General features: G+C 70.8%; 19 protein-coding genes and 2 tRNA genes. 5 read left to right on the forward strand and 16 right to left on the reverse strand.

Annotation, left to right across the window (positions count from 1 at the left end):
• Positions 1-6 precede the first annotated feature (6 nt).
• Both K8640_RS23035 and K8640_RS23040 read left to right on the forward strand, forming a co-directional pair.
• Entirely contained in the window at positions 7-1,188 is a 1,182-nt protein-coding gene (locus K8640_RS23035) for an N-acetyltransferase (RefSeq protein ID WP_223749004.1), read from the forward strand.
• 18 nt (positions 1,189-1,206) lie between these two features.
• Positions 1,207-2,199: an NAD(P)-dependent oxidoreductase gene (locus K8640_RS23040; RefSeq protein ID WP_223749005.1), complete on the forward strand. Its 993-nt coding sequence runs from the start codon at positions 1,207-1,209 to the stop codon at positions 2,197-2,199.
• 73 nt (positions 2,200-2,272) lie between these two features.
• Here the strand turns inward: K8640_RS23040 and K8640_RS23045 are convergent, their stop codons facing one another.
• From K8640_RS23045 to K8640_RS23075, 7 genes are all read right to left on the reverse strand, one after another.
• Entirely contained in the window at positions 2,273-2,878 is a 606-nt protein-coding gene (locus tag K8640_RS23045; RefSeq protein WP_223749006.1) for a phospholipid-binding protein MlaC, read from the reverse strand.
• 53 nt (positions 2,879-2,931) lie between these two features.
• The gene (locus K8640_RS23050; protein WP_223749007.1) at positions 2,932-4,698 is read right to left on the reverse strand and encodes a TolC family protein; all 1,767 of its coding nucleotides are present in this window, start codon (positions 4,696-4,698) and stop codon (positions 2,932-2,934) included.
• A 382-nt stretch (positions 4,699-5,080) separates the two neighbouring features.
• A tRNA-Ala gene (locus K8640_RS23055) sits at positions 5,081-5,153 on the reverse strand.
• A 55-nt stretch (positions 5,154-5,208) separates the two neighbouring features.
• Positions 5,209-5,610 carry a hypothetical protein gene (locus K8640_RS23060; RefSeq protein ID WP_223749008.1) on the reverse strand — a complete coding sequence of 134 codons (402 nt, stop codon included), beginning with the start codon at positions 5,608-5,610 and terminating at the stop codon, positions 5,209-5,211.
• Between the two features lie 56 nt (positions 5,611-5,666).
• On the reverse strand, positions 5,667-6,947 hold the full coding sequence (locus K8640_RS23065; protein WP_046713856.1) for an RsmB/NOP family class I SAM-dependent RNA methyltransferase: 1,281 nt from the start codon (positions 6,945-6,947) through the stop codon (positions 5,667-5,669).
• A gap of 114 nt (positions 6,948-7,061) precedes the next feature.
• On the reverse strand, positions 7,062-7,733 hold the full coding sequence (locus K8640_RS23070; protein ID WP_223749010.1) for a response regulator: 672 nt from the start codon (positions 7,731-7,733) through the stop codon (positions 7,062-7,064).
• A gap of 99 nt (positions 7,734-7,832) precedes the next feature.
• Positions 7,833-7,918, reverse strand: a tRNA-Leu gene (locus K8640_RS23075).
• A gap of 96 nt (positions 7,919-8,014) precedes the next feature.
• Between K8640_RS23075 and K8640_RS23080 the strand changes: the two genes are divergently transcribed.
• The 3 genes from K8640_RS23080 to K8640_RS23090 all read left to right on the forward strand — a co-directional run bounded on the left by K8640_RS23080 (position 8,015) and on the right by K8640_RS23090 (position 11,914).
• On the forward strand, positions 8,015-8,764 hold the full coding sequence (locus tag K8640_RS23080) for a lipopolysaccharide assembly protein LapB (RefSeq protein WP_223749011.1): 750 nt from the start codon (positions 8,015-8,017) through the stop codon (positions 8,762-8,764).
• Between the two features lie 406 nt (positions 8,765-9,170).
• Positions 9,171-10,127: a diguanylate cyclase gene (locus K8640_RS23085; protein WP_255653393.1), complete on the forward strand. Its 957-nt coding sequence runs from the start codon at positions 9,171-9,173 to the stop codon at positions 10,125-10,127.
• 47 nt (positions 10,128-10,174) lie between these two features.
• Complete coding sequence (locus tag K8640_RS23090) at positions 10,175-11,914, forward strand: two-component system response regulator (RefSeq protein ID WP_223749013.1); 1,740 nt, start codon at positions 10,175-10,177, stop codon at positions 11,912-11,914.
• Between the two features lie 85 nt (positions 11,915-11,999).
• On the opposite strand, the gene K8640_RS23095 is transcribed toward K8640_RS23090, so the two are convergent.
• From K8640_RS23095 to hisS, 9 genes are all read right to left on the reverse strand, one after another.
• Positions 12,000-12,590: an HdeD family acid-resistance protein gene (locus K8640_RS23095; protein ID WP_141330825.1), complete on the reverse strand. Its 591-nt coding sequence runs from the start codon at positions 12,588-12,590 to the stop codon at positions 12,000-12,002.
• Between the two features lie 148 nt (positions 12,591-12,738).
• Complete coding sequence (gene miaA / locus K8640_RS23100) at positions 12,739-13,653, reverse strand: tRNA (adenosine(37)-N6)-dimethylallyltransferase MiaA (protein ID WP_223749014.1); 915 nt, start codon at positions 13,651-13,653, stop codon at positions 12,739-12,741.
• Positions 13,646-14,542: a hypothetical protein gene (locus K8640_RS23105; RefSeq protein ID WP_223749015.1), complete on the reverse strand. Its 897-nt coding sequence runs from the start codon at positions 14,540-14,542 to the stop codon at positions 13,646-13,648. Before K8640_RS23105 ends, miaA begins: the two co-directional genes overlap by 8 nt.
• Positions 14,530-14,703, reverse strand: coding sequence for a hypothetical protein (locus K8640_RS23110; protein ID WP_223749016.1), 174 nt, complete (start codon positions 14,701-14,703; stop codon positions 14,530-14,532). The genes K8640_RS23105 and K8640_RS23110 overlap by 13 nt, the downstream gene beginning before the upstream one ends.
• The gene (locus K8640_RS23115; RefSeq protein WP_223749017.1) at positions 14,700-17,810 is read right to left on the reverse strand and encodes a PQQ-binding-like beta-propeller repeat protein; all 3,111 of its coding nucleotides are present in this window, start codon (positions 17,808-17,810) and stop codon (positions 14,700-14,702) included. The genes K8640_RS23110 and K8640_RS23115 overlap by 4 nt, the downstream gene beginning before the upstream one ends.
• A 1-nt stretch (position 17,811) precedes the next feature.
• The gene (locus K8640_RS23120) at positions 17,812-18,342 is read right to left on the reverse strand and encodes a hypothetical protein (protein WP_223749018.1); all 531 of its coding nucleotides are present in this window, start codon (positions 18,340-18,342) and stop codon (positions 17,812-17,814) included.
• Positions 18,342-18,638: a PqqD family protein gene (locus K8640_RS23125; protein WP_223749019.1), complete on the reverse strand. Its 297-nt coding sequence runs from the start codon at positions 18,636-18,638 to the stop codon at positions 18,342-18,344. The genes K8640_RS23120 and K8640_RS23125 overlap by 1 nt, the downstream gene beginning before the upstream one ends.
• Entirely contained in the window at positions 18,635-19,036 is a 402-nt protein-coding gene (locus K8640_RS23130) for a S24/S26 family peptidase (protein ID WP_223749020.1), read from the reverse strand. Before K8640_RS23130 ends, K8640_RS23125 begins: the two co-directional genes overlap by 4 nt.
• Before the next feature lie 139 nt (positions 19,037-19,175).
• Positions 19,176-20,447: a histidine--tRNA ligase gene (hisS, locus tag K8640_RS23135; RefSeq protein ID WP_223749138.1), complete on the reverse strand. Its 1,272-nt coding sequence runs from the start codon at positions 20,445-20,447 to the stop codon at positions 19,176-19,178.
• Between the last annotated feature and the right edge of the window lie 12 nt (positions 20,448-20,459).

The raw sequence follows: 20,459 nt of genomic DNA on the forward strand, positions 1-20,459 counted from the left end.
TCCACCATGGCCCTGCCCGCCGAGCCGCCCGCAGTCCAGCCCGCCCTTCCGCCCCTCCCCTCGGACGTCCTGGTGACGCCCGTGCGGGACGCCGCGGCGCGGATGACGTTCATCCGCTTCCCGTTCTCGCTCTACACGGGGGACCCGAACTGGGTCCCTCCGCTGGAGATGGAGCGCAAGGACTTCCTGGACCCGAAGAAGAACCCCTTCTTCGAGTACGGCGAGGTGGAGCTGTTCCTCGCGTGGCGAGGCCAGGACGTGGTGGGCCGCATCGCCGCCATCCGCAACCCCCGGCACCAGGAGATCCACGGCACGAAGGAGGGCTTCTTCGGCCTCTTCGAGTGCGTGAACGACGCGGGCATCGCGCGGCTGCTCCTGGACGCCGCGGCATCGTGGCTGAAGGAGCGCGGGCTGGACAGCATGATCGGTCCGGCCAACTTCTCGTCCAACCAGGACTGGGGCCTGCTCATCGAGGGATACGAGTCACCCCCGGCCATCATGATGCCGTACAACCCGCCCTACTTCGCCACGCTGCTGGAGGCGTGCGGGCTGGTGAAGGCGAAGGACCTGTTCGCCTTCGATCTGTCCTCGTCCGCGGAGCCGCCGGAGAAGGTGGTGCGCATCGCGGAGAAGATGCGGCAGCGCGAGGGCATCACCGTGCGCGCGGTGAACCTCAAGGACTTCCCCGCCGAGGTCGAGCGCATCCGGGAGATCTACAACTCCGCCTGGGAGAAGAACTGGGGCTTCGTGCCCTTCACCGACAAGGAGTTCGACCACCTGGCCAAGGAGATGAAGACCATCGTCCGGCCGGAGCTGGTGCTCATCGCCGAGGTGAAGGGGGAGCCGGTGGCCTTCTCCATGACGCTGCCGGACGCCAACGTGGCCCTCAAGGCCGCCAACGGGCGCCTGACCACCTTCGGGCTGCCCATCGGCCTGACGAAGATGCTGCTGGCCTCGCGCCGCATCCACCGGCTGCGCCTCATCACCCTCGGCATCAAGGAGGGCTACCGGCGCCGGGGCCTGGACGCCATCCTGTACCTGGACACGCTGCGCACCGCGCACCGTCTGGGCTACTCGGGCGGGGAGATCTCCTGGACGCTCGAGGACAACCACCTCGTCAACCGCGCCATCGAGTCGATGGGCGGCAAGCGCTCGAAGACGTACCGCCTCTACCAGCGTTCGCTGTAACCCCAGGGAGTCCTCGCCGTGCGTTTCCTGCTCACCGGTGGCACCGGCTTCATCGGCCAGCGGCTCGCGAGCCGCATCGTCGAGCGAGGCGACTCGCTCACCGTGCTCGTGCGTCCCAGCTCGCGTCGCGACGCGCTGGCGGCGCTCGGCGCCCGGTTCGCCGTGGGGGATCTGACCACGGGAGAGGGCCTCACCGAGGCCGTGCGCGACGTGGACTGCGTGCTGCACCTGGCCGGCGTCACCAAGGCCCGGGAGCTTGCGGGCTACTTCGAGGGCAACGCCAACGGCACCCGCCGCCTCGCCGAGGCCATGGCCGCCCTGCCCCACCCGCCCCGGCTCGTCTACTGCTCGTCGCTCGCCGCGGCGGGCCCGTCCACCCCCGAGCGCCCTCGCCGCGAGGAGGACCCGCCGGCCCCCGTCTCCACCTACGGCCGCAGCAAGCTGGGGGGCGAGGAGGCCGTGCGCGAGCTGGCGGACAAGGTGCCGTCCGTCATCGTCCGTCCGCCCATGGTCTACGGGCCGGGCGACGTGGAGTTCATCCCCTCCGTCATCCCCATGGCGAAGAGCGGCTTCGCGCTGAAGAGCGGCTTCGGCCCCAAGCGCTACTCGCTCATCCACGTGGATGACCTGAACACCGCGCTGCTCGCGGCCGCCGAGCGCGGCCCGACGCTCGACAAGGCCGACGCGGCGCGCGGTGTGTACACCGTGTCCGACGGTCGCGAGTACACCTGGGAGGACGTCTGCGCCGCGGTGGCCCGGGCCCTGGGCCGCAGGCCCCCCACCGTGCTGCCGGTGCCCGACACCGTCGGCTATTTCCTGGGCCTGGGCTCCGAGGCCATGGCCCGCCTGCGCGGCACCGTGCCCATCCTCAACCGCGACAAGGTTCGGGAGATGAAGTGCGCCGCGTGGACGTGCACCACCGAGCGCGCCACCCAGGAGCTGGGCTTCGCACCCACCATCCCCCTGGACCAGGGACTCGTCGGGACGCTCGCGTCCTACGGCCACGCCTGAGCCCTGGAACGACGAAGGCCGAGGCTCTCTTTCGAGGAGCCCCGGCCCGAAGTCAGCGCGAGCTGTGTTCAGCTCACTTCGCGGGCGCCGCGGAGCCGCCGGTGCCCTTGGCGGACTGGGCCGCGTTCTCCTTCTCCAGCTGAGCCCGCTTGGTCTTCAGCGTGGAGAGCAGGCCGTCGAACCCCTTGGTGCTCAGCAGCTTCTGGAACTGGCCCTTGTACGTGTCCACGAGGGACACCTCATCGGTGACGACGTCGTAGATGCGCCAGTCGTTCTTCACCTTGTAGAGGCGATAGTCGACGGGGATCTGGTCCTTCTTGAGGGTGAGCGTCGTGTCGACGGTGGCCTCGGAGTCCTTGATGGTCTCCTTGCCGTACTTCACGTCCGCCTGGGCCTGGCCGATGGCCTTCTGGGCGTAGGAGGCGCGAAGCAGGCCCGTCATCGTCTCGGAGAAGTCCTTGCGCTGGGCGGGCGTGAGCGAGTCCCAGGTCTTGTCACCCAGGGCGCGCCTGGCCAGCTCCTGGAAGTCGACGAACTTCTCGACGACGCTGGCGAGCGACTCGACGGTGGCGCCGGGAGCATTGGCCGCCTTCTGGACATCCGCGTTCCCGGACTTGACGACGGTGAGGGGCGTGGGCGCCGCGGCCAGCAGGGTTGCGGCGAGCAGGGAAGCAATCATGGTTTTCGGCTCCGTGCAGAAGGTCGATACAGCGGACAGGCGCGTGGCCCCGATTATTCACGCAGGGCCGGGGGCGTCCCGGTGACACGAGAGAGGGCCGCCATTCCCAACCGGACGTCGAACCAGCTCTTCGCCCGGTCGCCTGTAACCTGCGCATAGGCGGTGAAGGCGTCCACCAGGTCTCTCGTCTCCCCGGTGCCCAGGTCGAAGGCGGCGAAGGCGGAGGTCACCCAGCGACGGGCGCTCTTCTCCGCGTCCGTGAAGGCCTTGGCCTTGGCCCACGCGGCCACCAGCTCGCCGTGGACCTTGGTCACCTCCAGGCGGATGGCGGCGTGGATCTGCTTCTCCTGGGCGCGCAGCTTGTCGAGCTCCGCGCGCGCCTGGTCCAGCTGCGCGTCCTTGATGGGGATGTCGAACGTCCCCCGCATCACCAGGCCGACGCCCGCGGTCCGGTCGTTGTAGGGGTCATACGCGAAGGGGCTGCGCTGCCGCGTCGCGCTGGTCGTGAAGCGCAAATCGTAGAAGCCCGCGAGGCCGAAGTCCGGGAAGTAGCTCCGCTCGCGAATCAACACTTCGGACTCGCGCGCGACGATGCCGGCGGCGACCGCGGCGAGCTCGGGGCGGTACTGCTCGGCCAGCTCCAGCGCGCGCTCCAGCGACGGGGGCTGCACCTCGTCCTCGAGCGGCAGGTCCTCCTCGACGACGGCGACCTCCTCGCCCGGCGGCGCGTTGGCGAGCAGGCCGATGGCCGTCATCGCGAGCGCGCGCCCCTGGATGACGTCCGCCTTGCGCGCCTCCACCACCTGCCGGAAGAAGCGGACCTTGTACGTGTCCACCTGGGCCACCTGCGGCGACTCCTCCTTCAGGAGCGCGGCGATCTTCTCGGCGGCGTCCTCCAGGCGCTTGGACACCTCCTCCATCTGCTGGAGGCCGGCGCGCGCCAGCTGATAGCTGTAGTACGCCTGCGCGGCCTGGAAGCCGACCTCGTCCCGCACACGCTCACGCAGCGCCGCGCCGAGGATGGGCCCTTGGGCCCCGGCCTTCTCCAGCGCGGACAGCTTGCCGAAGGTGTAGATGGGCAACACCGCGTTGCCGTTGGAGAACACCGTCACGCCCACCTTGCCGAAGTCGAGGTCTCCCTCGAGCGACGCCTTGGTGGTGGGCGGGCCGCCGAGGCCATCGTTGCGCGCCTCGGGGATGGGGCCGCCCATGCCCACGGTGATTTCGAACTTGGGGAACCAGGCCCACCGCGCCTGCTTGTAGAGCGCCTCGAACTTGCGCAGCTCCGCGGAGGCCTCCTCCACCCGCAAATCAGACGTGCGCGCGCGCTCCACCAGCTGAGCCAGCGTCAACGGACCGGCCTTCCGCGGGGCCTGTGTGTCGGGCACGTTGGCGACGCCCTGCTTCACCTGCTGGGCCTCTCGCGCGGGCTCCTTCATCGGAGCCGGAGACACCGTCCGTCCGCCGGAGGGCGTCGATGCCGAGTCCACCGACTCGGGAGCAATTGTCGGAGGCCCCGGAGGAAGCGTGCCGCCACCGGCGCCCGTCGTCGGCGCGGGCGTCTGCGGCCCCGAGACACCAGGCGCCGCGGAGCCAGTCCCCGGAGTCGGTGTCGCCGTGCCCGTGCCCGAGGTCGTCGGAGTCCCAGACGCGCCACCCGTGGTGCCCGTGCCGGAGGTGCCGGACGTCGTGCCCGTCCCCGTCGTCCCTGGCGTCGAACCGCCACCCTGCCCCGCTGAGCCCGGTGTGAACTGCGCGGCCGACATCCCGGCCGCGAGCACCAGCGCCACTGTCACGCCTCGATCCAGGTGTCTGCGCATCACTCGGCCTCGTGCGGGCCCCATATCCGAGAACCCGGCGACGGCGCAGCATCTTCGTTCGCCGACGCCCAGTCATTGACCAACTTCGTTCGCTGTCGAGAGTCGCCCGTCACCACGCGCCCCTGTCCCGCACCACGCCGTCGCACGAACAGATGCGTGATGACGCGAAACGCAGCGGCGATTTCTCGAGGACTCCGAAGCAGCGAGCCGACGCGAGCCACCTGGCCCGGTGACATCCGAGGTGGCTCGGGAACGAGGGGCCCGCGGATCCGCGTCGTGCCACGAGACTCCATCGCGCGCGGACCGTCGCTCTGCCCGGCGACACTCACCGGAAAAGAAAAAGGCCCGCCGGGTTTCCCAGGCGGGCCTTCCTACTTCAGAGTGGAGCTAACCGGGATCGAACCGGTGACCTCTTGAATGCCATTCAAGCGCTCTCCCAGCTGAGCTATAGCCCCGTCTTTTGCTGCCGACCGCCTTGGGGAGCGGCCCGACGTCGAAAGTGGGTGCCTTCTACCGCCTCTTGTTCCCAGGGCCAAGAACTGTTTGCGGCTTCGGTGCGTTTTTTCCAACCTTCAACCGCTCAGCGACTTCTTCCCCTTCCCGGAGGATGTCCGTCAGCTCGCGCGCGTGCGCCTCGGCCGCCTGCTCGGCGGCCTCGATGGCCTTGAGCGCGGACGCGAAGCCGGCCGGCAGCTCCAGCCTGCCCTTCTGGATCTGCCGGTAGACGACCTCGCCGAGCTCCTTGAAGGCGCGCTCCTTCTGGTCCTTCAGCACCGTGGCCTTGGCGTTCGCCCGGGCCAGGTCCGAGTTGCGCTCCACCGCCTCGCGCAGCTGCGCCAGTCGGGCCTGCGCCGCCTGGAAGGCCTCGTTGATCTGCTTCACCACCTCGGACTGCTTCGGGTCGGCCGGCACGTCGGTGACACCCCTTGAAGGACCTACGCTGGCGTAGCGTGTGGCCTCGTGGACTGTCAACCCTGCCCGGTCCGCCGGAGCCGCGCCGCGAAGAAGCCGCCCCCGGGCACGCGAGGAGGCAGCGCCTTGAGGTACGGCCCCTGGGCGGCGAGCGCCGCCCGTTCCGCTCCGAGCACGTCCGCCACCGGCTCCAGCGTGAACTCCGGGTGCTTCGCGAGGAAGCCCTCGACGACGGCCTCGTCCTCGTCCGGCAGCACCGAGCACGTGGCGTAGACCACCAGCGCCCCGTGCTTCGCCTGACGACTCACCTCGTCGAGCAGCTCCGACTGGGTCGTCTGGTACTTGGCGATCTCCGCCGCGTTCAGCTTCCACTTCTGATCCGGCTCGCGCGCCAGCGAGCCCGTCCCGCTGCACGGCGCGTCGATCAGCAGCACGTCCGCCTCCGACAGCGGCAGCGGATGGGGGAAGGCCACCTGTCTCAAGGAGAAGTGGCGCACGCGCTCCCGGGCCTCGGCCAGCCGGCGACGGGAGCGATCTCCCGCGAGCACCTTCCCCGTGGGACCGACGAAGTCCGCCAGCGCCAGCGTCTTGCCGCCCGCGCCCGCGCAGACATCCGCCACGGTGAGCCCCTGCAGCGAGCCGCCCACCGGACGACACACCTCTGAGATCAGCTGGCTGCCCACGTCCTGGACCTGGAGCCGCCCGGTCTTCATCACCCGCGTCTCGAAGATGCGGTGGCTCGCGTCCACCACCCGCACCGCGTCCGGCGCCGCGAGCACCGCCTCCGCGGCGACGCCCTCCTCCTGGAGCGCGGCCAGCACCGCGTCGCGAGTCCCCGGCGGCCGCACCCGGAAGTGCAGCCCGGGCTCCTCGTCGAGTGAGGACAACAGCCCCTCCAGCACCGACTCCGGATAGGCCTGCGCCAGCTTCTGCACCAGCCAGTTGGGGAACGAGTAGCGCACCGCCAGCCGCTCCGCGTGGGTGTCCGGCAGCGGCGCCTCCGGCAGCGGAGACTCCACCACCTTCTGGAGCACCTCGTCCTTGAGGGTGCGCGGCCTCACCGGCCCGGGGAGCCGGACCTCCGGGCCGATGCGCGTCCAGCCCTCACCACAGAAGATGCGCCGCCACAGCGCGTAGCGCACCAGCGCCTGGTCCTCCGTGAGCACCAGCTTCCCCGGAGGATGCCCCAACAGCTTCGCCGCCAGGTCCAGCAGGCGCTGATGCCGGGACAGCTCGCGCACCACGAGCGCGGCGAACCGGCGCTCCTGGCCTCCGAGCCCGTCCGCGTCGCGCAGCGCATTGGCCAGCGCGGCCTTCAAGGGTTCGCCGCGCAACACCGCGATGTGCGCCTCGAGCGCCGCCGTCGCGCCCCGCCTCGAAGGACGACCGAGCCGCGCCGCCTCCAGCGGATGTGTGGGCCAGACAGTGTCCACGGATGCCAACCTGCCCTTTCAACCGTCCACGCCGAGCGTGATGACCAGGCACCCGGTGGCCGTACGCACCTCGGGAGAGTCCTCCGCGCCCACGAAGAACGACGCCGGGGCCACGAAGCGCGTCCCCTCGACGTCCAGCTCACCCTCGAGCAGCAGCGCCGCCTCGCGTCCCCGCGGCCGCGCCGCCCAGGCCCACTGGCCGCCCGCCACCAGCCGCACCCAGATGGCGCCGCCCGCCCCACCCCCTGGCGACGCCAGGTGCACACCGGGCGAGCACTCCACCCAATCTCCCTCCGAGGGAACCGTCGTCCCCCGAGACGCGGCCTCCACGCCCCGGTGCACGGCGAGGAAGCGCTCCACCAGCCCGAGGATGTCCTCGATCTGGAAGGGCTTCACCAGGATGCCGTCGGGGACATGGGGACGCAGCGCCCGCGCCACCTCATCCGGGGACGCCGCGCTGACCATGGCCACCGCCTGGCGCCCCTTCCGGGCCGCCTCCAGCACGGCCCGCCCGCCCGCCTCGCTGCCGCCGATGCGCAGGTCCGTGAGGACCAGCTCGAAGCGCTCCTGGGAGAGGACCTCCAGCGCCTGGGCCACGTCGCCCACCGAGCGGACCTCCGCCAGGTCGGCGATCAACTCGCCCATCCCTTCCCGGAGGCTCGCGTCGTCCTCGACCAGCAGAACCTTCATCGCGGGGTATCTCCGACGCCCCTGACGGGAGCTCGTCCTCCACACTCCCGGGCAGGGGGGCCGCCCAGCGGATGCTGGCAGCCCGCCCCTCGTGGGAAGTGGCCCTCCCCGGACTCGAACCGGGACGCGGGGTCAGCCGCAGCGGATTTTGAGTCCGCCTCGTCTACCAATTTCGACAGAGGGCCGTTTGTTGGTGAAGCGGCCAGACGTATACCGCGATGGCCGCGCGGATGCATCCGAAGATTGCGGTGCTGCACGTACATCGCTATGAGGGCCCCCGCATGTACAACCTTCTTATCTCGCTGGCAGTGGGAATCGTGGTCGCGCTGCTGGTGAAGCTCGCCAACTTCTCCATCTGGGCCGGGCTCGTCCCGGGCCTCATCGCGGCCGTCATCACCTTCTTCTTCCTGGGCCGCCGGGTCGCCGGGCAGATCCAGGCGCTCATGACGACGGTGCAGTCGGACCTCCAGTCCCAGCCCACGAGCAAGAAGGACGCCGAGGGCCGGGTGGAGCGCGCGGTGAAGACGCTGGAGAAGGGCCTCGTCTACGACAGGTGGCAGTTCATGGTGGGGCCGGAGATTCACGCGCAGATTGGAATGTTGAAGTACATGGTGAAGGACCTGGACGGCGCGCTGGTCCACTTCAAGCAGGGCAGCTCGCGCAACTACATGGCCAAGGCCATGGAGGGCGCCCTGTACTTCCAGCGCAATGACACCCCGGCCATGAAGGCCGCCTTCGAGGCCGCCGCCAAGAGCGGGAAGAAGGAGGCCATCGTCTGGGCGGTGTACGCCTGGTGCCTCCTGCAGAAGAAGGAGAAGGACGAGGCCCTCAAGGTGCTCGGTCGCGGGGTGGAGGAGAACCCCAAGGACGAGAAGCTCAAGGCCAGCCTCGGCCAGCTCCAGAACGACAAACGACTGAAGATGAAGCCGTACGAGCCCATGTGGTGGCAGTTCGGCCTGGAGACCCCGCCGATGATGCCCCCCATGGGCGGTGGCGGTGGCCGGCGCATGCAGTTCGTTACCCGACGTTGATCCGCCGCGACGGGCCGGAGTGGAGGGCGCCCCGCCCTCCTCCGCCCGGGAATTCCTACCGGTTCCCCACGACGCACGCTGGAACGACTTCCGCCTGGCTCCTGCTGGCGGCGCCGCGCGCGAGTGCAACCCCCTGAAATGACGTCCGCTCGGATGCCCTCCTCGAGGGCATGCAGCTTGCTCCACGCCCACGCGCGTCGGTGGGGGTGACTCCCCGTCGGGCAAGGGCGATGGGCTTGGCGGCCGGAGGTCTCGGGTGAAGGTTGCGGGAGGCGGTGGGTGCTCGCAGGACCGGGAGGCGGCGGATGCGCCTGGGGCGCAGGGGCGGCGGGAGCACCTGGTGGGGCGTGGCATCCGAGACCTCTGGACCGCCAATCATCAGGAGCGCAACGAAGCGGAGAGGTTCATGCAACGGCGAGGGCGCACCTCGGAGCGGTCCCTCCTCCTGGTCATCGAGGACGACGCGAGCGTGCTGGAGAGCCTGTCGGATCTGCTCGCCTCGCGTTTCGACGTGCTGGGGGCGGCGGACGCGGGCGTGGGGTTGGAGCTGGCGAGGGAACACCGGCCGGACCTGGTGCTGCTGGACAGGTTCCTGCCCAGCGGGGATGGGCTGGCGGTGCTGGAGGCGCTGCAGGAGGACTCCCGGACGGAGTCCACGCCGGTCATCTTCCTGACCGGGGACGCGGACGAGGCCACCCTGGAGCGCTGCCTGGAGATGGGCGCGGTGGACTTCATCCACAAGCCGGCGAGCGCGAGGGAGCTCATGGCACGGATCGACCGGGCGCTGCGGCAGAGTGAACAGCAGCGGCGGCTGCAGATCCTCGCCCAGACGGATGCCCTCACGGGGCTGGCGAACTTCCGGGCGCTCACCGTGCGGCTGGAGGAGGAGCTGCGGCGCGCCCAGCGCTACGGCTACCCGCTGAGCGTGGTGATCATCGACCTGGACCACTTGAAGGCCATCAACGACGGCATGGGCCACGACGTGGGCAACCGGGCCATCCTCGCGCTGGCCAACCAGCTCAAGGGCAACCTGCGCGAGTCGGACTTCGCGGCGCGCTTCGGCGGCGACGAGTTCGTGGCGCTCCTGCCCCACCAGACGGCGCTGGAGGCGGCGGTGTTCGCCGAGCGCATCCGCTCCGGCCTGCGCTCCGTGGGCGTGCAGAAGAGCGACGGCCGCCCCGCCTCCTTCGGGTTGAGCGTGAGCGTGGGCATCGCGGACCACACATTGGAGACACCCCGGGGCGACACGGAAGGGCTGATGAAGGCCGCCGACGCGGCCCTCTATGAGGCCAAGCGCGAGGGGCGCGACCGGGTGGTGGTGTTCGGCCGTCCGGCCATGGCGCCTTCCGTGCAACGGCACTGAGCGCGGGCACGACGCAGCAGGCGACGGCGGGAAGCAAGAGGGCGCGGATGATTCTGGGCAACAGGCTGACGAGCGGTTCGAGGGTGGCGGTCGTCGGAGGCGGTATCGCGGGTGCGGGGCTGGCGGCCTCGCTGCTCTTCAATGGCAGGGCGCGGGGGCTGACGCTCGATGTGCGCGTCTACTCGGGTGGCCTGTCGGAGCGCACCGCGCCGCCCGCCGTGCTGACGCCGGAGTGTCGCTCGCGGCTGGCCGCGCTGGGCTGTCGCATCCCCACCGAGTGGCGCGCCCACGAGCTGCGCGGCGTGGAGATCATCTCCGAGGGGCGGCGCGAGCTGCTCCCCTCCTCTCCCGGTGGCCTGTGGGTGGTGGACGGCTGGCCCCAGGGGCAAGGCGGGCTGGCCCAGGTGCGGGACGTGCTGGCCACGGCGGCCAGCGCCCAGGGCGCGCGCTTCCTCGAGCGGCACGTGGACCGGGTGGAGCGGCAGCCCGCGGCCCCCGATGCGCCGGCGTCCGTGCGAGGCGCGGGCCCCCTGGTGGTCCGCGCCCAGGGAGGCGGCGAGCGCTTCCACGCGGTGGCCCTGGCGGGGGGTGCGGGGCCCCTCATGGGCGACCACTTCTTCCCGGGCTTCCGGCCCGCGCCGACGATGCCCGCGGTGCAGGCTCGGCTGCGTCATGCGTCGTCGCGGCTGGAGATCGCGCCGGTGGCGCGGCTCTGGGTCGCGCCGCTTCCCACGGTGGATGGCTTGTTCCTCCTGCCGGGCGCGGACTCCGTCTACGCGCTGGCCTTCGGGCCCGCGGTGACGCCGGCCGACCTGTGCCAGGCGCTGATGATGGCCTCGCGGGATGGGCTGCTGGAGGAGGGCTTCGAGCTGGCGGCGCTGGAGACCACGCGGCTGCCCTTCGGGCCCGGGCGCACGCTGGTGGCTCCGGGGCAGATTGCCGTGGGTCCGGCGGCCTTCGGACATCCGCTGCAGGTGGGGCTGTCGGAGACGCTGGCGTCGTGCAGCCGGGCGGCGGTGGCGCTCCTGGATGGGGGATTGGACGCGGGGGCCCTGGAGCGCCGGTATGTGCGCGAGGGCCTGTGCGAGCTGATGGAGGACGCGTCGGCCGGCGCCCGGGCGGTGGGCTGGTTGCGGCGCGCCGGCAAGCGGGCGCCCTCCGCCTTCGTCGCGGCGAAGGGGCGGCGCACGTCCGTGGGCGTCCATGGCGGTGGTGTGCTCGGGTTGAACGCTCCCACGCCGCTGGCCCTGCTGGGGGCCGTGCGCTGGGCGGGCCTGCGCGAGACGATGAGCAACTGGCTGCGGATGTCGCTGGAGCCGGTGCCCCTGGCCATCCCGGAGCTGGAGCCGGACCTGTACTACGTGGTGGATGACGACGCCGATGCCCGCGAGGCGCTCACGGCGCTCCTGGAGAGCACGGGGGCCAAGGTCGTCGCCTTCGCGGACGAGCTCGCGCTGTTCTGCGCGGTGGCGCGCAGACCTCCGACGGCCATCGTCCTCGACGTCGTGCTGCACTGGGTGGATGGGCTGCGGCTGTGCGAGGGCTTGAAGCAGCATCCCCTCACGCGCAACACGCGGGTGGTGGTGATGAGCGGGCTGAACCGGCCCCACGTGCGTCAGCGCGCGCTCGACGCGGGGGCGGAGGCCTTCCTGCCCAAGCCCGTGGACCCGGAGCTGCTGATGCGCATCCTCACGGGCCGACTGACTTCGTCCGGCGGCACGAACGAGCGGGTCGCGCCCCCGCCCCCGAGCGAGACGGGCGCATCGGACCGCTACGCCGCCTATTAGTCACACGAGGCGTCTGCGCGAAGAACAAGGGCACGGTGGCCAGACGGTCACCGTGCCCTTTCAATCTGGAATCAGCGGCCTGGGGTCAGGGCGACACGGAGACGCTCCGCATCGCGCGACGCAGCTCCAGGGAACCCGCCATGAGGGCGATGCCGCGCATGAGGATGGAGATGCCCACCAGGGTGCCCACCAGCCACACCGCGGAGATGGGCCACTGGGCCATGACGATGACGCCCAGCGCGATGGAGATGGCGCCGTAGGCGAAGTCCCAGCCCCACTTCGGATAGCGGTCCATCAGCGACGTCACCACGTGGAAGAGGCCGCTCGCGAAGAAGTAGCCCGCGAGCAGGAGCGTCAATGCGCCCAGGCCCGCCGCGGGGTTCATGAGGACGAAGATGCCGACCACGGTGGAGAGCACGCCGTTGAGCAGGTAGAGCCAGAACGGGCCTCCGGACTTCCGCACGCGGAAGGAGGAGACGATCTCCGCGATGCCCGTCCCCGCGAGCAGCGCGCCGAAGAGGATGACGGAGACCATGCTCGTGATGAACGAGGAGCCCAACGCCACCAGGCCCAGGATCGCCATCAGCACGCCGAGGACGAAGAGAGGTCCCCAGGCCGCCGAGGTGGCTCTTCCTCCTTCGGTCGAGATGGGGTCACGTCTGAACTGTGTATCCATGTCGCTCCGCTCCCGCGTCGAGAAAGGATTCAGCGGCGAACATGGGTGCCTCACGTCGCGGGGACAACGTCGCGCCTTCCCGGTCCCTCCCCTCCTCGCCCCTCCCTCGGGGGCAGGCCTCACCCACGGGGGGCGAGGCACCAAGGCCTCACCCGGGGGATTGCGGTGAGTGCTCGCGGAGCGCGGCGTACGGAGGCTGGACGAAGACGGCGCCCGCCTCCTTGCGGAACCAGGTGAGCTGACGCTTGGCGTACCGGCGTGTCTCCTGCGCCGTGTCCTGGATGGCCTCCGAGAGGCTCATGCGTCCGTCCACCACCGCGCGCGCCTGCACGTAGCCCACGCTGCGCATGGGGGCCGCGTCCGCGAACCCCCGCTCCATCAACGCGCGTGTCTCGTCCACGAGGCCCGCGGCGAACATGGCCTCGGTGCGCGCGTTGATGCGCGCGTACAGGTCCTCGCGAGCCGGCTCCAGGACGAAGAGGCGGAAGGGATAGCGGTCCGGGAGGAACGCATGGGCCTTGCGGAACTCCGAGGCGGGCACGCCCGTCTGCGCGTGGATCTCCAGCGCCCTGACGACACGCACCAGGTCCTGGACCGGCAGCTTCGCGGCCGTCTCGGGATCCACGGCGGCCAGTCGACGGTGGACGGCCTCACGTCCCTGCTCGGCCGCGACCGCCTCCATCTCGGCGCGCAGCGCGGGGAGCGCGCCTGGAGCCTCCACCACGCCGTGCAGCAGGATGCGCAGGTAGAGCCCCGTCCCGCCCACGACGATGACAGGCCGACCGCGGCCGGCGATGTCCGCGATGGCCGCGTCCGCGCGACGCTGGTACTCGGCGGCCGAGAACGTCTCCAGCGGGTCCACCACGGACAGCAGGTGGTGCGGCACCGCCGCGAGTTCCTCCACGGACGGCTTCGCGGTACCGATGTCGAAGTGCCGATACACCTGCTGCGAGTCCGCGCTGACGATCTCTCCGCCCAGGCGACGCGCCAGCTCGATGCCCAGCGCCGTCTTCCCGGAGGCCGTCGGCCCCGCGACCACCGTCAACACCGGCCCCTTACCCATGTCGCGACGCTCCCAACGCAGCCCTCACCACCGTGACGGCGGACTCATCCCGAGAGAACACCAACCGCGCCGACTCCACCTCGGACAACAGTCGACCCGCGGACGCCAGCATCGCGGCCCTGCCCGCTGGGGACGCCTCGGGCAACAGTACATTGTGCACCAGCATCCGCCCCGTCTCTCCCCCACCCTGACGCTCCCAGCGCGAGCTCGAATCCCACGCCAGCGTCCCCACCGCCCCCAGTCGCGCCTCGCGAGGGAAGCCCACGTTCCACGGCGTCCCCGAGGCCCGCCACAGACCCGGTGCCTCCGGCCATATCGCGACCAGCTCGTCCGAGAGCAGTGACTCCCCCGCCCCCATCCACAGTCCGCCCAGCGTGCTCTTGCCAGCGCCCGAGTGCCCCGTGAACAGCGCCGCGGCCCCGTCATGCACGAGCGCCACGCCGTGCACCAACATCCCACCGCGCCGCGCCAGCTCCGCCGCCAGCATCACGCGAAGGACCACCTCCACCGGGAAGCGCCCCGCGCCGACCACCGCGCCCCGCGCACCCCCCGCCTCGATGCGCGCCGAGTAGTCCTCCCCTTCGAGGACGAGCGCGCCATCCTCCGCGCGCCAGGGACGGGGAAGCGCTCGCGTCGCCGGCTCCGCGCGCGGCACCTCGGGCGGACGCACCTCCAACCGGGAGACGCGAGCACCCGCCGGAGGCGCGTCGACGATGAAGCCCGCGAGCGAGCGCCGGAGCAGCTCCTGGACACGGGCTTCCGGCGCATGAAGCCCCACCGTCCAGCCCGCCAGCGTGAGCCAGGGGCCGGACGTCTCCTGCGAATCATCGAGGCGGCCCGAGCGACGGGGACCGGACGGGCCGGCTCCCGACGAGCTCAGGGCGTGCACTCCGACTCGCCAGGGATGTTGCACTGGGACATCGCCGCGAGCGCGACGAAGGGCTGCTCCCACAGGATGGCCGGCGCCTCGTAGCGAGGCGTGACAACGGACGACGGAGACGTCTCCACCGCCGGGGACTGCGGGGCCGAGGGGGTCGAGGGAGGGTTCACGGGAACGGTACCGGGAAGGCGCAGATGCGGCCGTCCTGAGAGCCGACGTGCAGTCGGGAGACAGTGGTGTCGATGGTCGGCGTGCCGATGAGCTGCGTACCACCGATGGCGACCTGGCCGGAGTCCACGCCGCCGATCATCTCGAGCTGGTGCACGCGGCCATCGGAGCTGCCCGCGTAGATGCGGACCACGCCGGCCTGGTTGAGGGTGAACGTACCGGACGGGTTCGCGATGGGCGTGGTCCACACACGCGAGGGCGCCGTCGCGCCGGGCGCCGAGTAGTCCCAGAACTCCACGGCGCCGCTGGCCAGGCTCGCCACGAAGCCGCCGCCGAGCGGGCGCACGAAGCTGGTGAACGCGGGCGTGCTCGGCGAGGGCCGGGTCCCCACGTTCACGTTCCACACGGCCTGCATCGTGTTGCCGTCGACGGCGTGCACCACGCCGTCGCTGTTCGTCGCGAAGATCTGATTCGCCACGCCGTTGCGCACCAGGCTGTGCTCCAGATCCCCCAGTGACAGGCGCCCCACCTCGGCGCCGTTGAGCGTGTTGAGCACACGGAACGTGGCCGCGGACCCGTTCGCCTTCGCGCCGATGAACAGGCGGTTGGTGGTGTAGTCGACCACCATGCCGCCGCTCACCATGCCCAGGTCCCCGGGCTGGTAAGTGAAGACGGGCGCACCCGTGCGCGCATTGAGCGCCACCACGCGGTTCTGCGCGGCGTTCGCCAGCCGCGTCGCGAAGAACACCAGGTCCGTGTTCGGACGCGCGGCCTTGTACGCCGCGTTCGCGTAGTCGTGGAGCTGCGTCACCGGGAACGACTGGATGGTGCCGATGGGCGCGCCGTTGTTGTTCCAGCGCCACAGCACCGTGCCCGTGGTCGCGTTGAGCGCATACGCCACGCCACTCTGGTCCGCCGTGAGGATGTACTGGCCCGGCAGGCCATTGAGCGGCACCACCGGGAAGCGGCTGCCGATGAGCCCCGACAGCGGCAGCGGACGCCAGCGCTCCGCGCCATCCGCGGAGGGGTGGGTGACGTTCGTCAGGTTGGCGACCACCGAGTCATTGAAGGAGCTGAAGATGCCCACGCCCAGCTCGGTGATGGGCTGCAGCCGCGCGTCCAGGCCCACCGAGTAGCACCACAGCGGCGCCGAGCCCACGCGCGCCCGAGGCGTGGCCATCAGCGCCACCGAGGCCGTGGGACGATTGCCCGCCGAGTACAACCCCACGTCATCCGTGTTGTAGACGCGGTAGTAGTACGTCGTGCCGTTGACGACGCCCGTGTCCTCGAAGGATGTCGCCGAGCTGAACGACTCCGACAGGACGACGGTGGCGTTGCCCAGCGTCGCACCGGCCGCGTACGTCTGGCCCGCGACGGGCGCCGCGTTCGGCGCGGCACCGGCGGAGCGGAGGATGAGCACCCCGTTGTGCACCGAGGGGTTGTCCCACGTCACCGTCACGCTGGCATCGCGAGCCACCGCGGTGAGGCGCTCGACCTCCGGCGCCAGGCCCGTGGCGAGCACCAGCGGCGTCTCGATGCGGGCAGCAGCATCCGACGCGTAGGCCAGAGGGAGGTGCACGCGGTGTCGGAACACGGTGGGCGCGTTGACGTTGGCCACGGAGGCGTACGTCACCGTGAAGGTGCGCTCCTGGTTGGGCATGATGCGCACCGCGTTGGTGTTCGCCAGCCACGTGTAGCTCGCCGTCGCCGTGTCGTAATAGGACATCCATCCGGTGGGCGCGGGCGGGTTGCCGGTGATGCCGAAGAAGTTCACCGGCGGCCGGAGCAGCTTGACCTCATCGAGCGGCACCGTGCCGCGGTTCTGCACCGTGTACGTCACCGTCTGATTGCCCTGCCCCGGCACCAGCACCGACGGGCTGACCTTCACCCGGTGCGCGACGACGCGGCCCTCGGCCGAGCGCACCACCGGCGTCGAGACGGTGGCGCCATTCAGCGTCGCGTCCGCCTGGACATCGAACGCATAGGTCGAGAGTTCCGCGCCGGTGACGGTGTAACTCCAGATGAAGTGCGCGGACGCTCCCGGCGCCAGCCGCGCCACGCTGGCCGGGCTGGGCCCCGACGCCAGCGCCACCTGCGCCGAGCCGACCAGCACGGGCGCCCGAGGCGTCACGTTCAGATACGAGCTGGTGGGGGACGTGTTGGTGACGCTCAGGCGCACCTTGACCGTCTCGCCCGTGAAGGCCTGGGTGTTGTCCACGTCTCCGGCGGCGGCCAGCGGCGCCACGTTCACCATGGGGGTGTCCGCGACGTTCGACGTGACGGAGGCCGAGCCGTTGCGTCCCCGCACGCTGGCCACCATGGTTCCCCCCGTCTGCGTCGTGGCCCGGGCGGAGAGGATGCCCGCGCCACGCTGGGGGATGGTCACCGCGAAGTTGGCGGGCTGCACCTCGACGACCTGGAACGTCACGCCACCGGCGCCCGTGCTCGGACCCTCGGCCGTGATGTTGGTCTGGTTCGCGGTGGAGGAGCGGTTCTCGATGACCAGCCGCGCGGTGATGTCGTCCCCCACGCCCACGGCGCGCGGGGAGATGTCCACGCGCGTCGCCAGGCTCACGCGCTGCCACTCGGCCTCGTCCTGCGTGCGATTGGTGCCGAACGACAGGTTGCCGCAGGCCTCGTGCGCGGAGAGCTGTGTCGTGAACTGCTGGCCGACGGCGTTCGTCGCGCTGATGTTCGGGATCATCCGCAGCGTGAACGTCGCGGACTCGTCGAACATCAGCCCGGCATCCGCGCCCGCGCAGTTCACCGGGAGGTTGTAGCGGACGCTGCGCGTCGCCACGTTGTGGGTGGCGACCCATCCGGCGGGCGCGGGGCTCTCCAACAGCGTGTAGCCCGTGGGCAGCACGAAGTTGACCTGGTTGATGGGACGGAACTGCGGCGAGTTGGCGCGCGTGTTGTTGCGCACCCGGACGCGCAGCTCGGACACCTCGTCCATCACCACGGTGGCCACCGTCTCCCCGGGTCCAGGGAGCGTGGTGAAGACGGCGGCGCGCGTGGTGCTCTGCGCCAGCGCGGCCGAGGGCAGCACGAGCGCGGCGACGAGCGCGGCGAGGCGGGCGTTGACGGACTTCAGGGGGGCGGGGCTCACGTCACGGCTCCAGGGTGAAGGCGGCCGTGGTCAGCGGCGCCCCGTCGAAGAGGAAGCGCACCTGCCAGGTGCCGCTCATGGCGGAGGTGGCCACCGTCGTCCCGGCCACGGGCAGCGAGAAGCGCAAGGTCCGCGTCATGTCCGGCTTCGCCACCACCACGCTCGTCCGCCGCTCATACGGGTGGCCGGCGGGCGACACGAACTCCACCTCCACCGTGCCCTTGCCGCGCACGCCCGTGAGCGTCAGGTCCACGTCCACCTGGGACACGTCGGACAGGCCTCGCGAGCCGGACTCCACCACCTCGGCGTGCCCCGTCAGGGGCGCGGGCATCGGCTCGCCGACGACGGGAACATCCGCCGCGGGAGGCCGGGCCGCCACGTCCTCCTCGCCCAACACGTCCGTCGGGGACACCGGCGGCACCTCCCGGGAAGGCGCGTCCGTCCACTCCGACACCTTGGGCGCCACGCCGCCCTCCGTACAGGCCGCCAGCAGCAGCGCCGCCGCCGAGAAGCCCGCAATGCGCGCTCGCATCACCGCACCTCCTGAAGCTCTTCGATGAGGCCCAAGCGGGCCAGTTCCGTCAGAAATCGCAACGTGTCCGCGAGCACCGCGCCCACGTCCATGGAGAACTCACGGGCCACCACCTCGGCCACCGAGCGCGCCGAGCGCGTCCCGTCGCTGAGCTCCCAGATTCGCACCGCCGTCGCGTTGAGGCCCCGCAGCGTGCGGCCCTCCGCGTCCAGCAGCAGGAAGTCCGCGCCGAAGCGCTGCCCCTCCGCTCCCGAGCGACGCCGGGGATGACTGTCCCCTCCGAAGTCGCCGCTCATGAGCGCCGCCCCAGCCACCGCGCCACCCGCCCGCGCACCAACGCGCGCAGCCGTCCCAGGCGCGACGGCCCACCATCCCACGCAGAGCCCAGCTCCACGCCCCTCCTGCGCACGCGCGCCACGCACCCGAGGATCCGCGACGCGGCGATGGGAGGGTCCTCTCCGGCCGCGTTGTCCCCGCGCAGCGACAGCACGCCCTCGCGCACCGCGCACACCCGATGGAGCACCAGCGCATCGTCGAACCGCGCCAGCACGACCTCACCAGGGCGGGGCTCGCGAGACAGCGGCTCGACACCCGCCACGTCTCCATCCCGCAACGACGGCCACATGCTGTCTCCCCGAACGGGAATCCAGCGCAAGGCCTGGGACGGAGCGGAGCTGGGGGACTCACTCGACATTGACGGCGGAAGTCTACCGCACCGGCCAAGGTCACGCGACTGAGTCGCCCGGAGTTCTCCCTGGATTTCCCGGAGGTTACAGACCACCTCCGGGATTCGTGGAAATGTCAGGGATTCAACACAATCCCTGACTGAGACATCAGGTCGCGTTGCCGCGCTGCGCAACCTCGGTCGCCGCCGAATGCTCACGCACCGCGGCGGCGAGGCCGCTCAGGCTCACGGGGATCAGCGAACCATCCGCCATCCGCTTGAGCTTCGCCTCTCCCGAGGTGCGCTCCTGCTCACCGAGCACCAGCGTGAAGCGGGCCCCGCTCTTGTCGGAGCGCTTCATCTGGCTCTTGAGGCTGCCACCCCGGGTGTCGAAGTCGACGCGCAGGCCCTCGCGCCGCAGCTTGCTGGCCAGGGTGAAGGCCGTGTCCTGCGAGCCCGGATCCGCCACCGCGATGAACAGGTCCGGCGACGCACCGAACTTCCGGGTGCCCTCTTTCAAGAGCAGCACCAGCCGGTCCAGACCACACGCGAAGCCCACGGCGGGCACGTCCGGCCCACCCAGGCTCTTCACCAGCTTGTCGTAGCGACCACCGCCGCCCACCGTGCTCGCGGTGCCGAGCGCCGGGTGCGAGGCGATGAACTCGAAGACGGTGCGCGTGTAGTAGTCCAGGCCGCGCACCATGCGCGGGTTGACGACGTACTTGATGTCCAGCGCCGTCAGCTTGCGCTGCACGTCGTCGAAGTGCGCCTTGCACGGCTCGCACAGGAACTCGAGCACGTTGGGCCCCTTGCCGGCGACCTCCTGGCACTTGGGGTTCTTGCAGTCGAGCACGCGCAGCGGGTTCGTCTCCATGCGGCGGTGACAGTCGCCGCACAGCTCGTCGATGTGCGCCTTGAGGTACTCCACCAGCTTCGCGTGGTACGCGGGCCGACAGGCCTCGTCGCCGAGCGAGTTGAGGTTGAGCGCGATGTCCTGGAGCCCCAGCGCCTGGAGGAACTGGGCCACCATGTCCATCACCTCGACGTCCTGGGCCGGCTCCTTCGAGCCGTAGGCCTCCGCGCCGACTTGATAGAACTGCCGGTAGCGGCCCGTCTTCATCCGCTCGTACCGGAACATCGGCCCCGTGTAGAACCAGCGCGTCAGCGGCTCCTGGTTCAGGATGGAGTGCTCGATGTACGCGCGCGCCGCGGGCGCCGTGCCCTCGGGACGCAAGGACAGGCTGCGGCCACCCTTGTCGTCGAAGGTGTACATCTCCTTGCCGACGATGTCCGTCTCCTCGCCCACGCTGCGCACGAAGAGCGCGGTGTCCTCCACCATGGGCGTGCGGATCTCCCCGTAGCCGAAGCGCCCGAACAGCTCCCGGGCCAGCCCCTCCACGTGCTGCCAGATTTCAATCTCCCCTGGCAGGAGATCATTCATGCCCTTGACGGC

It is taken from the genome of Myxococcus sp. XM-1-1-1 (assembly GCF_020037095.1).
GTDB classification, from domain to species: domain Bacteria; phylum Myxococcota; class Myxococcia; order Myxococcales; family Myxococcaceae; genus Myxococcus; species Myxococcus fulvus.

Coding starts and splice junctions, on each gene's coding strand:
- K8640_RS23120 (WP_223749018.1), bottom strand. CDS start 18,342: ATGCGAGCGCGCATTGCGGGCTTCTCGGCGGCGGCGCTGCTGCTGGCG.
- K8640_RS23125 (WP_223749019.1), bottom strand. CDS start 18,638: ATGAGCGGCGACTTCGGAGGGGACAGTCATCCCCGGCGTCGCTCGGGA.
- K8640_RS23090 (WP_223749013.1), top strand. CDS start 10,175: ATGATTCTGGGCAACAGGCTGACGAGCGGTTCGAGGGTGGCGGTCGTC.
- K8640_RS23130 (WP_223749020.1), bottom strand. CDS start 19,036: ATGTCGAGTGAGTCCCCCAGCTCCGCTCCGTCCCAGGCCTTGCGCTGG.
- K8640_RS23095 (WP_141330825.1), bottom strand. CDS start 12,590: ATGGATACACAGTTCAGACGTGACCCCATCTCGACCGAAGGAGGAAGA.
- miaA (WP_223749014.1), bottom strand. CDS start 13,653: ATGGGTAAGGGGCCGGTGTTGACGGTGGTCGCGGGGCCGACGGCCTCC.
- K8640_RS23070 (WP_223749010.1), bottom strand. CDS start 7,733: ATGAAGGTTCTGCTGGTCGAGGACGACGCGAGCCTCCGGGAAGGGATG.
- K8640_RS23080 (WP_223749011.1), top strand. CDS start 8,015: ATGTACAACCTTCTTATCTCGCTGGCAGTGGGAATCGTGGTCGCGCTG.
- K8640_RS23050 (WP_223749007.1), bottom strand. CDS start 4,698: ATGCGCAGACACCTGGATCGAGGCGTGACAGTGGCGCTGGTGCTCGCG.
- K8640_RS23045 (WP_223749006.1), bottom strand. CDS start 2,878: ATGATTGCTTCCCTGCTCGCCGCAACCCTGCTGGCCGCGGCGCCCACG.
- K8640_RS23085 (WP_255653393.1), top strand. CDS start 9,171: ATGCAACGGCGAGGGCGCACCTCGGAGCGGTCCCTCCTCCTGGTCATC.
- hisS (WP_223749138.1), bottom strand. CDS start 20,447: ATGAATGATCTCCTGCCAGGGGAGATTGAAATCTGGCAGCACGTGGAG.
- K8640_RS23035 (WP_223749004.1), top strand. CDS start 7: ATGGCCCTGCCCGCCGAGCCGCCCGCAGTCCAGCCCGCCCTTCCGCCC.